Raw genomic sequence first — 12,054 nt, 5'->3', positions numbered from 1 at the left:
GATTGGGACTCCACAATGTTTGTAAGAGATAGCATCTTGATCACTCATCACTATATATAACAGGAATTGAATGAATAATAACATAATACCTAGAAGCACTGCTTTTTGCTGTTCCATACGATGTGGCACTTCCCTTCTGCCATTTCGCCTGGAATGATTGTAATTGAAGAAAGCTGACATGTTATATGTCAGCTTTCGGATATGCTTATTTTGTTTTGTTTAGGAAAAGGAGGCAGAAGAGGCAATCGCCTTCTTGTCTTGGGCTGCCGAAATGAACATTACAAATATGAAAACCTTCTTCATAAAGTCTTGCCAGGTTATCATATCCTTCCCCTATCGCCGGATCATCTTCATTCTCTTTATGATGACGATCCTGCTCCTCCACTTCTGTATCTAAGCGTTGTCGCAAATGATGATTTTCCATTTCTAAGCGGTGATTTTCTTCTAGAATTTCTCCTAATTGTTGCTTTAAATCGCCTAATTGCTGATATAATTGGCCAATTTGCTCTTCCATATCGGACACTTGCTCAAATAATTCTTTTTTCTTCACGTCACTTCCACCCCATTATTCTGTTGCCTGGGTTTTGATAACTCCTTCTTCAATTAACTCATCCAGCGTATATTCAATCATACGTTCCTTCTCAGGAATCTCGACCTGAATCAGTCTCTCCAGAATATTCAGTCCTACAACCTTCCCATGGCCATAGGCTGTTTTAATTTCTTCCCCTAGATCCGGTAATTCTTTTTTGGCCGTTTCATAATCGTCGTTCTCATATTTCAAACAACACATTAAGCGGCCGCAAAGTCCAGAAATCTTAGAAGGATTTAAAGAAAGATTTTGATCTTTTGCCATTTTAATTGAAACCGGTTCGAAATCACCTAAGAAAGTAGAGCAACAGAGCATACGTCCACAAGGTCCAATACCACCAAGTAACTTCGCCTCATCTCTAACGCCAATCTGGCGCAGCTCAATTCTTGTTTTGAAGACGGATGCAAGATCCTTTACTAAATTACGAAAATCAACTCTGCCATCCGCTGTAAAATAAAAGATTACCTTATTTCGATCAAAGGTATATTCTACATCTACTAAGTTCATTTCCAAACCGTGTTCCTTAATTTTCTTCTGGCAAGTGTTATAAGCTTCTTCTGCAATTTCTTTATTTTCGACGACAATCAGTTTATCCTTATCACTGGCGATACGAATAACTTTCTTCAGTGGAAGTACGACATCTTCTTCGTCAACTTGCTTGTTCGAAACTACAACTTTCCCAAACTCTATTCCTCTTACCGTCTCCACAATGACATAATCATCTTTATCAATCTTTACATCATCTGGATCAAAATAATATATTTTACCCGCCTTTTTAAAGCGGACACCAATAACTTCTATCACAAATATTCACCTCTGAATGTGAAGTGTTAATTGCTCCAATACTAACTGTGGGTGCACATTCGATTCTAGTTTTCGTTTAGCTGTCATAATATGCTGTAAGTTTTCCGTGGCATGTTCTAATGACCAATGTATACTTGCAGCTTCCAGCTTATCCTGATGATTCGTGTAGACAATTGCAGAAGGCTCGTCCAAATGAATCTGAACCATGTCACGAAACCATAGCATTAACAAATCCAGGCCCTCTTGTAATTGTGCTCGCTCTGTAAAATGTGGCATCCACTGTGTATGCACAAAAATTGGCACTTCGTCTTGATTTTGTTGAAGCATTTCAATTAATTGTACCACTAATTTTCGTGACTGTGCAAACCAAGTATCTTTACTTTTCTCAATTGCTTCAGTCAAATTGTTCGTGATCGATGTCATCATTCGCGCATTTGCTTCCGTTAACCCTTCTTGCTGCAAACTTTCTTGTAACTGATTAGGATTAAGTGGTTTGAACGCCATCAATTGGCACCTCGATCGAATCGTTGATAAAACAGAATGACTATTTTCTGTTAATAAAATAGCGGTTGTTTGTTTACTAGGTTCTTCTAGAAATTTTAATAATCGGTTAGATGCATTGTCTGTCATCTTCTCAGCCTGTGAAATAATATACATTTTTTTATTTGATTCCAGGCCGGTATAAGTAAACTCTTTCTGCAAATGAAGGATCTGGTCTTTTTTAATACTCGCACCATCCGGGATAATAATATGCAAATCAGGGTGATTTCCACTTTTAATACGGCGACAGTCACTGCATTGCTGACAAGGATCAATCGTTGTTCTCTGTTGACAGAAAATACTCATCGCAAATAATTGGGCCATTTCATATTTTCCTGTCCCTTTATCGCCATGAAAAAGATAGGCATGTGAAATTCGTGATTTTTTGATGCTGTTGATCATCATTTGACTGACAATCGGTTGTTTTTCTAGCATGTCTGACCATAAAGCGTCCATTACATAGCCTGCTTTCTATATAAGTTAAAGATTCTTTCTGTTAGAAAAACTTCCTGTTAGCGAGTGCCGGAGTTTTTCTTATACGTGGTACATTCACGTCGTGCTTCTTCCTTGCTGAAAATTTTTCCTATCGTATGAAAGAAGAGGATGGATTAGTTTCCATCGCTAATCGATCCTCTTTATCTTTAGGTATACAGGTTAATCAACAGCCCTTTGATTTCCCCGATTAAATCCAATATCTGAATAGAATTCTTCTCTTTATCTAGTACTGTTTCCGATAATTCCACCAGTTTTTGATCCACTTCTTCGACAATCATCAATTTACGGTTATCACCATCAAGTAAAAAGCTGTGCGATTGTTTTAAAGCAATTCCATGGTCGACCGCTTCCTTAACAAACCGTTTCACCATGCGTTTGTAAGTAGCAACATCTTTAAATGATCGAAACCGGGCAATTTTCTTTCCTTGTGCCGTTAATTCACTCATTAATTTTTGTAATTCTGCTTGCTTTAACTGTGTAGAATGTTGTTTGACGACAGCATCAAATCGTTGAGATGGTGGCCGTTGCTGCTGTTCTTTTTTATTGAGAGCCTCCAGTTGGGTTCGGATCTCTTGGCTAATCTTCATGTTAGCGAAACCTACCTTTTAGTATTGATGAAATGATTCGACAGGTACAACAAAGACTGTTGCGCCTCCAACCTCAACATTAACAGGTCGAGGGATATAAGAGTCTGCATTTCCTCCCATTGGTGATACCGGTGATACCATCTGTTCTCGTCTACTGCAATTATCGCGGATAATTTCAAGCGCCTGATCAACGTACTCATCTGAACAGCCAATCATTAAGGTCGTATTTCCTTCTTTTAAAAATCCGCCAGTAGATGACAATTTGGTCGTTTTAAACTGTTTCTCACCGAGTGCGTCTACTAGGCGATTACTATCCTTGTCTTGTACAACTGCCATTATTAACTTCACCGTCTGTCTCCTCCTTTTATTGGATACTTATTAATTACAGATGTTCTTTAATTTTGTTATATGCTTGCTCTTCCACTTCTAGTATACCAAAATTCGCATCAATTCTCTTGATCCGGTTCGGAAATTTTTCTAATAATGCCATATAAGCACGGTATACGTCTTGATGAAAAGCCAATGACTCTAAGTCCAATCGGTTCTGTTCCCTGTCACTGTTCTTAGAAATCCGTTTCAGACCATTTTCAGGTAAAATATCAAAAAACAATGTCAAATCCGGCATTTGATCTGCAATCGCAAATTGGTTGATTTGGAATACTTCTTCTATACCTATCCCTCTTGCTGCTCCTTGATAAACCAGACTGCTATCAACAAAGCGATCACACAAGACAATCTTTCCTGCCTGTAGTGCGGGTATGACTTTTTCAACAAGATGCTGACGTCTTGCCGCTGCATATAGTAACGCCTCAGTCCGAGCATCCATCATCGTATTGTTGGTATCCAGAATTACCTCACGAATACTTTCTGCAATCGGAATTCCCCCTGGTTCTCTTGTCGCCAGAACAGGATATCCCTCAGCAGTTAAACGTTCTGTTAACCTTTCTAATATCGTGGACTTACCTGCTCCTTCGCCACCTTCAAATGTTATAAACACGTTCATTCTCCTTCTGATCCAGCAAAAATATATAAACCATCTTCTCTGTTAAGTGGTTGGATACTGATTTTTTCATTAACTAACTGCTTCACTTGCTTTACTGCGGACGCACTGACTTTTTCCCCTTTAGCCAATAGCGGAATACCGGGTGGATAGGGAATAATTGCTTCAGCTGCAATTTCACCAATGGCTTCTTCCCATTTGCACCACCGGATCGATAAAGTGCGCATATCCGCATAAGATACAGCTAACGGTATAAGATCCTCATGAAAATAATCGCTACTTTCTTTTATTGTAGCACGATTTGATGAAAAACTTAACGCATCCTTGATCCGTAGTAACTTTTCCTTCATCTTTGCTATTTCAATAGCTGGCTCCAGTCCAATTACCAGCAATAAATGATTCTCTGTTGTTAGCTCCGGATACAATTGCTCCTGCTGAAAGAGCATCTTCACTTGATTTGTGTTCCCATTGATTATTCGCAAACTAATTTTCAATGGATCATCATTTTCTTCCACTGTCCAATGACTAGAAACGCTTAAAATGCTGCGTAGCTTCTCCACATACCGCTGTAACTTCTGATAGTGTTCATCACTAACATGCGCTAAATAATAACGAGCCAAATCCAGACTGACCATTATGGGATATGATGGACTGCTGGATTGCAACATCTGCAAATAATAGCGAAGCTTCTCTTGCTCTACTCGTTCCGTCTGAACATGTAAATATGCTGCCATCGTAAAAGCTGGTGTCATTTTATGTGCAGAGTGGACCACCACATCTGCCCCTAACTCGACAGCAGAACGTATTGGTATATGTGGGATAGAAAAATGACACCCATGTGCCTCATCTACCAGTACTGCAATATTATGCTGATGTGCCAGATCAACCGCATCTTCTAATGCAAATGTTTCACCGAAATAATCAGGATAAGTCAGAATTAAAGTTTTTGCGGCAGGATATTGTTGAATGCCCTTACGTATGACAGTTTGTGCAGGGTTTGTGTAGCGCTTTTTCACTTTATCGTATTGAGGTGGCAGAAAAATAGGCTTCACACCAGCTAACTCCATGCCATGCAGGATAGATTTATGACAATTACGCTGTACCAGCACTTGATCACCTGGCTGACAGGTTGCCAATATCATCGCGAGGTTACCTACTGTACTGCCATTAACAAGAAAATATGTATGACGCGATCGAAACCAATCGGCGGCAAGTTCTTGTGCTTGCCTGATTACTCCATCCGGTGCATGCAAATCATCTAAACCATCAAGTTCGGTCAAATCCATTTGCATATACGGGATAAAATCCAATTTAGCAAATGGAACAAACACTTCCCCGTTCTTATGTCCAGGAACATGGAAAGAGTAATTATTCGTTTCTTTATAATCTTTGATTGCTTGATAAAGCGGGGTATCATTTTGATTGTATCTCATGTGCATCATCTCTTTTACTTTACTATTCTATCTATTAAAAGCTTGAATCATTATTCGATTCATAACCGTTTATAGCTTCCCAAACCTTCACTATGTCTTGTACTTGTTACACCTACGTCATCCTTGTTATTTCTGAATGTTGATATTGTTTAACAAAAAAAATAGAATCACGAAGCGTGACTCCATTATATAGTATATGAAGATTGATTGATAGATCTTAATTTTTCTACATAGTATTGATAGCTTTCGTCACTCGGATTTGTTGCTACAATCTCTTTTTCACACTCATGACAAATATAAAAGCCGAAAAGTAAGATCCCTTCTGTTCTCATTTGATTACATATTCCACAACAATGCATATTATTATTCCCCATTTGTCACACCTCCATTAGTTAGTATGACCAATCTATTAAAAAATATACAAAGTATACTAGATTTTTTTATTTGCTTTAATCGACATTTTTTCACTTTTTTCACGTGAAACATTTTTATTTTTTATTCAGTTATCTATGATTCGACATAATTGTTATCTTAAAAATAGTCGAAGCTTCTCATTGATGACATTACTTCTACTTTCTAAGCTAACTAAATATTAGGTTAGAACAAAGGCGCAAGCGCCCGTTTAGAGACGTAGCGAGTGGAGCGAATCAACTGAGATAAAGGAATCACGGTGAGGACTTATCGTAGGGCGATTTCGCGAAGTCGCCTAGTCTCTGGGCGCTGGAGCCGGACGTGGCCGTTTCTGTCAGCGAACATCATATAGCCCAAAATTTATACTTTCTTGACTTATTAGAAAAACTGGGAAAGTCCACCCTGTCCTAACTAATAATATACAACTACCTATAATATGGATTATGTAAACTAGCAGCTTAGTGGTCATTTTGAAAGGATTCATGTGCTAGGATACCGCTCCAGCCAACCACTCCGCGTCCTGCGGGGCACGGCTGAAGCTAACTTTGTGAAGAAGATCACTTCACAAAGTTAGCTTCAGCACCTGCCTGTCCCGCGGGAGTCTCCGTGGTTGGCCTACGCTAGAATTGGGCCTCTACAATTTTTGTAAGAGCTAGCATATTGATCACTCATCACTATATATAACAGGAATTGCATGAATAACATAATTCCTAGAACCACTGCTTTTTGCTGTTCCATATGATGTAACACTTCCCTCGAGCGTAGGAAATATGCGGAGACTCCCGTGGAATCAGCGCGAGCTGAAGATCCACTTATTTGCACCTGTGTCTGCAAGTAATGCTTCGAAGTGAGCTTCCTCGGCACAAGGCAGCAAAGAAGCTTTTCGGGTAGTGGCCTAGCTGAAGCCGTGCCCACAGGACGCGGAGCCTATTTCCGGAGCTTTGCTAAGCAGATAAACTATATCAAAATGACCATTTTGCAATACAGCGTTTGTTTACATAATCCATATTATAGGAACTGAACTTTATGTTCGATATGATTACTCGACTGCACTTTTATACTTTCTTGAATGATTAGAAAAACTCGGCATTCGCCTCGTCCATTAGCAAGTGCCGAAGTTTTTCTTATACTTGTTACATTCAATATTTTCACTACGTCTCGCTTCTTTATTGCTGATTTTTTATATTTTCCTACAGCACAAAAAAACACCCCAGTCCTTTGACTGAGATGTTTTGGCTTTGCCTGGCAACGTCCTACTCTTGCAGGGGCGCGAGCCCCAACTACCATGGGCGCTGAAGAGCTTAACTGCTGTGTTCGGCATGGGAACAGGTGTGACCTCTTCGCTATCGCTACCAGACTATTGTATTTTAGGGTTGCACCCTAAAAACTAGATAAGAATTTTTGACATCAACAACACCGTTGAAACATATTATATAGATAAGTCCTCGATCTATTAGTATTCGTCAGCTTCACATGTCACCATGCTTCCACCTCGAACCTATCAACCTCATCGTCTCTGAGGGATCTTACTCACTTATGTGATGGGAAGTCTCATCTTGAGGGGGCTTCATGCTTAGATGCTTTCAGCACTTATCCCTTCCACACGTAGCTACCCAGCGATGCTCTTGGCAGAACAACTGGTGCACCAGCGGTGTGTCCATCCCGGTCCTCTCGTACTAAGGACAGCTCCTCTCAAACTTCCAACGCCCACGACGGATAGGGACCGAACTGTCTCACGACGTTCTGAACCCAGCTCGCGTACCGCTTTAATGGGCGAACAGCCCAACCCTTGGGACCGACTACAGCCCCAGGATGCGATGAGCCGACATCGAGGTGCCAAACCTCCCCGTCGATGTGGACTCTTGGGGGAGATAAGCCTGTTATCCCCGGGGTAGCTTTTATCCGTTGAGCGACGGCCCTTCCATTCGGTACCGCCGGATCACTAAGCCCGACTTTCGTCCCTGCTCGACTTGTAGGTCTCGCAGTCAAGCTCCCTTCTGCCTTTGCACTCTGCGAATGATTTCCAACCATTCTGAGGGAACCTTTGGGCGCCTCCGTTACATTTTAGGAGGCGACCGCCCCAGTCAAACTGCCCACCTGACACTGTCTCCGAACCGGATCACGGTTCTGGGTTAGAAGGTCAATACAGCCAGGGTGGTATCCCACCGGCGCCTCCACGTAAGCTAGCGCTCACGTTTCTCAGGCTCCCACCTATCCTGTACAAGCTGTACCAACATTCAATATCAGGCTACAGTAAAGCTCCACGGGGTCTTTCCGTCCTGTCGCGGGTAATGCGCATCTTCACGCATAGTATAATTTCACCGGGTCTCTCGTTGAGACAGTGCCCAAGTCGTTGCACCTTTCGTGCGGGTCGGAACTTACCCGACAAGGAATTTCGCTACCTTAGGACCGTTATAGTTACGGCCGCCGTTTACTGGGGCTTCGGTTCAACGCTTCGCTAATGCTAACGCATCCCCTTAACCTTCCAGCACCGGGCAGGTGTCAGCCCCTATACTTCGCCTTACGGCTTCGCAGAGACCTGTGTTTTTGCTAAACAGTCGCTTGGGCCTTTTCACTGCGGCTTCTCGCAAAAGAAGCACCCCTTCTCCCGAAGTTACGGGGTCATTTTGCCGAGTTCCTTAACGAGAGTTCTCCCGATCACCTTAGGATTCTCTCCTCGCCTACCTGTGTCGGTTTGCGGTACGGGCACCCTTTTCCTTGCTAGAGGCTTTTCTTGGCAGCGTGAAATCCGGAACTTCGGTACTATATTTCCCTCCTGATCACAGCTTGTGATTGCCAGACGGATTTGCCTATCTGACTCACTTACTGCTTCAACGCACACATCCAATGGTGCGCATTCCTTATCCTTCTGCGTCCCCCCATCACTCAAAACGGAATTGGGTGGTACAGGAATATCAACCTGTTGTCCATCGCCTACGCCTTTCGGCCTCGGCTTAGGCCCCGACTAACCCTGAGCGGACGAGCCTTCCTCAGGAAACCTTAGGCATTCGGTGAAGAAGATTCTCACTTCTTTTTCGCTACTCATACCGGCATTCTCACTTCTAAGCGCTCCACCAGTCCTCACGGTCTGACTTCACTGCACTTAGAACGCTCTCCTACCATTGATCGTAGATCAATCCGTAGCTTCGGTGATACGTTTAGCCCCGGTATATTTTCGGCGCAGCGTCACTCGACCAGTGAGCTATTACGCACTCTTTAAATGATGGCTGCTTCTAAGCCAACATCCTGGTTGTCTGTGCAACGCCACATCCTTTTCCACTTAACGTATACTTTGGGACCTTAGCTGACGGTCTGGGCTGTTTCCCTTTCGACTATGAACCTTATCACCCATAGTCTGACTCCCAAGGTAATATGATTGGCATTCGGAGTTTGACTGAATTCGGTAACCCGGTAAGGGCCCCTAGTCCAATCAGTGCTCTACCTCCAACATACATGCCTTGAGGCTAGCCCTAAAGCTATTTCGGAGAGAACCAGCTATCTCCGTGTTCGATTGGCATTTCACCCCTACCCACACCTCATCCCCGCACTTTTCAACGTGCGTGGGTTCGGGCCTCCAGTCAGTGTTACCTGACCTTCACCCTGGACATGGGTAGATCACACGGTTTCGGGTCTACGACCACCTACTAAAACGCCCTATTCAGACTCGCTTTCGCTGCGGCTCCGTGTCTTCCACTTAACCTTGCAGGGGATCGTAACTCGCCGGTCCATTCTACAAAAGGTACGCCGTCACCCATAAAAGGGCTCCGACTACTTGTAGGCACACGGTTTCAGGTACTATTTCACTCCCCTCCCGGGGTGCTTTTCACCTTTCCCTCACGGTACTGGTTCACTATCGGTCACTAGGTAGTATTTAGCCTTGGGAGATGGTCCTCCCGGATTCCGACGGAATTTCACGTGTTCCGCCGTACTCAGGATCCACTCCGGAGGAAATACATTTTCGACTACAGGATTGTTACCTTCTGTGATGGGCCTTTCCAGACCACTTCGTCTAATGTATTTCTTTGTAACTCCAAAGGAGTGTCCTACAACCCCAAAAAGCAAGCTTTTTGGTTTGGGCTAATTCCGTTTCGCTCGCCGCTACTCGGGAAATCGCGTTTGCTTTCTCTTCCTCCGGGTACTGAGATGTTTCAGTTCCCCGGGTCTGCCTCATTTATCCTATGGATTCAGATAAATGTTCTACTCCATGACGAGCAGGGGGTTTCCCCATTCGGAAATTCTCGGATCAACGCCTACGTACGGCTCCCCGAGACATATCGGTGTTTGTCCCGTCCTTCATCGGCTCCTAGTGCCAAGGCATCCACCGTGCGCCCTTCTTCACTTAACTATACTTACTTTACTTCAATGAAAAAGTCGTTGGTTATTGTTTGATGTCTTGTCATCAGTTTCGTTTCCACAGCTGACCAGCAGTTGCTTCCACGTCCTGATTATTCTTATCTAGTTTTCAAGGTACAAGTTCAAGAGAGAATTGATCTCTCAAAACTGAACCAAACAACCAAGTATGATTTTGTCACCTTGTAAAAGGTGTTCCTATAATCCTTAGAAAGGAGGTGATCCAGCCGCACCTTCCGATACGGCTACCTTGTTACGACTTCACCCCAATCATTGGCCCCACCTTCGGCGGCTGGCTCCAAAGGTTACCCCACCGACTTCGGGTGTTGCCAACTCTCGTGGTGTGACGGGCGGTGTGTACAAGGCCCGGGAACGTATTCACCGTGGCATGCTGATCCACGATTACTAGCGATTCCGGCTTCATGCAGGCGAGTTGCAGCCTGCAATCCGAACTGAGAATGGTTTTATGGGATTTGCTTGACCTCGCGGTTTCGCTGCCCTCTGTACCATCCATTGTAGCACGTGTGTAGCCCAGGTCATAAGGGGCATGATGATTTGACGTCATCCCCACCTTCCTCCGGTTTGTCACCGGCAGTCACCTTAGAGTGCCCAACTTAATGCTGGCAACTAAGATCAAGGGTTGCGCTCGTTGCGGGACTTAACCCAACATCTCACGACACGAGCTGACGACAACCATGCACCACCTGTCATTCGGTCCCCGAAGGGAACTCCCTATCTCTAGGGACATCCGAAGATGTCAAGACCTGGTAAGGTTCTTCGCGTTGCTTCGAATTAAACCACATGCTCCACCGCTTGTGCGGGCCCCCGTCAATTCTTTTGAGTTTCAGCCTTGCGGCCGTACTCCCCAGGCGGAGTGCTTAATGCGTTAACTGCAGCACTAAGGGGCGGAAACCCCCTAACACCTAGCACTCATCGTTTACGGCGTGGACTACCAGGGTATCTAATCCTGTTCGCTCCCCACGCTTTCGCACCTCAGCGTCAGTTACAGACCAGAGAGTCGCCTTCGCCACTGGTGTTCCTCCACATATCTACGCATTTCACCGCTACACGTGGAATTCCACTCTCCTCTTCTGCACTCAAGTTCCCCAGTTTCCAATGACCGCTTGCGGTTGAGCCGCAAGATTTCACATCAGACTTAAGAAACCGCCTACGCGCGCTTTACGCCCAATAATTCCGGACAACGCTTGCCCCCTACGTATTACCGCGGCTGCTGGCACGTAGTTAGCCGGGGCTTCCTCGATAGGTACCGTCAAGGTGCCGCCCTATTTGAACGGCACTTGTTCTTCCCTAACAACAGAACTTTACGATCCGAAAACCTTCTTCGTTCACGCGGCGTTGCTCCGTCAGACTTTCGTCCATTGCGGAAGATTCCCTACTGCTGCCTCCCGTAGGAGTCTGGGCCGTGTCTCAGTCCCAGTGTGGCCGATCACCCTCTCAGGTCGGCTACGCATCGTTGCCTTGGTGAGCCGTTACCTCACCAACTAGCTAATGCGCCGCGGGCCCATCTGTAAGTGATAGCCAAAGGCCATCTTTCAACATTCCTTCATGCGAAGCAATGTATTATCCGGTATTAGCCCCGGTTTCCCGGGGTTATCCCAGTCTTACAGGCAGGTTGCCCACGTGTTACTCACCCGTCCGCCGCTCGTTCCACTAACGTCCTCCCGAAGGATTCAGTTAGCTTCCCGCGCTCGACTTGCATGTATTAGGCACGCCGCCAGCGTTCGTCCTGAGCCAAGATCAAACTCTCAATAAAGTTGACTTGCGCTCGCTTCTATAAGCTAGCTTGTTTATTAATTCATACTGGTTGTTTTGTTCAGTTTTCAA

8 protein-coding genes and 3 rRNA genes are annotated in these 12,054 nt (G+C 44.4%); all 11 read right to left on the bottom strand.

The window, feature by feature from the left end; all coding sequences use genetic code 11:
• Positions 1 to 205: 205 nt before the first annotated feature.
• The 11 genes from yabA to MUN87_RS13825 all read right to left on the bottom strand — a co-directional run bounded on the left by yabA (position 206) and on the right by MUN87_RS13825 (position 11,983).
• Complete coding sequence (gene yabA, locus MUN87_RS13875) at positions 206 to 550, bottom strand: DNA replication initiation control protein YabA (protein WP_244741058.1); 345 nt, start codon at positions 548 to 550, stop codon at positions 206 to 208.
• 15 nt (positions 551 to 565) lie between these two features.
• Positions 566 to 1,393 carry a PSP1 domain-containing protein gene (locus MUN87_RS13870; RefSeq protein ID WP_244741056.1) on the bottom strand — a complete coding sequence of 276 codons (828 nt, stop codon included), beginning with the start codon at positions 1,391 to 1,393 and terminating at the stop codon, positions 566 to 568.
• A gap of 6 nt (positions 1,394 to 1,399) precedes the next feature.
• On the bottom strand, positions 1,400 to 2,389 hold the full coding sequence (gene holB / locus MUN87_RS13865; RefSeq protein WP_244741054.1) for a DNA polymerase III subunit delta': 990 nt from the start codon (positions 2,387 to 2,389) through the stop codon (positions 1,400 to 1,402).
• A 185-nt stretch (positions 2,390 to 2,574) separates the two neighbouring features.
• Positions 2,575 to 3,015 carry a YaaR family protein gene (locus MUN87_RS13860; RefSeq protein ID WP_244741052.1) on the bottom strand — a complete coding sequence of 147 codons (441 nt, stop codon included), beginning with the start codon at positions 3,013 to 3,015 and terminating at the stop codon, positions 2,575 to 2,577.
• Between the two features lie 18 nt (positions 3,016 to 3,033).
• Positions 3,034 to 3,363: a cyclic di-AMP receptor DarA gene (darA, locus tag MUN87_RS13855; RefSeq protein WP_244721865.1), complete on the bottom strand. Its 330-nt coding sequence runs from the start codon at positions 3,361 to 3,363 to the stop codon at positions 3,034 to 3,036.
• 34 nt (positions 3,364 to 3,397) lie between these two features.
• Positions 3,398 to 4,018 carry a dTMP kinase gene (gene tmk, locus MUN87_RS13850; RefSeq protein WP_244741051.1) on the bottom strand — a complete coding sequence of 207 codons (621 nt, stop codon included), beginning with the start codon at positions 4,016 to 4,018 and terminating at the stop codon, positions 3,398 to 3,400.
• Positions 4,015 to 5,448 carry an aminotransferase class I/II-fold pyridoxal phosphate-dependent enzyme gene (locus MUN87_RS13845; protein WP_244741049.1) on the bottom strand — a complete coding sequence of 478 codons (1,434 nt, stop codon included), beginning with the start codon at positions 5,446 to 5,448 and terminating at the stop codon, positions 4,015 to 4,017. Before MUN87_RS13845 ends, tmk begins: the two co-directional genes overlap by 4 nt.
• 185 nt (positions 5,449 to 5,633) lie before the next feature.
• Entirely contained in the window at positions 5,634 to 5,822 is a 189-nt protein-coding gene (locus tag MUN87_RS13840; RefSeq protein ID WP_244741047.1) for a sigma factor G inhibitor Gin, read from the bottom strand.
• 1,277 nt (positions 5,823 to 7,099) lie between these two features.
• Positions 7,100 to 7,216: ribosomal RNA gene (rrf, locus tag MUN87_RS13835) — 5S ribosomal RNA — on the bottom strand.
• Between the two features lie 76 nt (positions 7,217 to 7,292).
• Positions 7,293 to 10,204: ribosomal RNA gene (locus tag MUN87_RS13830) — 23S ribosomal RNA — on the bottom strand.
• 216 nt (positions 10,205 to 10,420) lie between these two features.
• Positions 10,421 to 11,983: ribosomal RNA gene (locus tag MUN87_RS13825) — 16S ribosomal RNA — on the bottom strand.
• The 16S, 23S and 5S rRNA genes sit together here, the layout of an rRNA operon.
• Positions 11,984 to 12,054: the final 71 nt, after the last annotated feature.

The organism is Gracilibacillus salinarum, from assembly GCF_022919575.1.
GTDB lineage: Bacteria > Bacillota > Bacilli > Bacillales > Amphibacillaceae > Gracilibacillus > Gracilibacillus salinarum.
The sequence above is the reverse complement of the archived record's forward strand: the minus strand, read 5'-3'. Positions and strand labels throughout refer to the sequence as shown.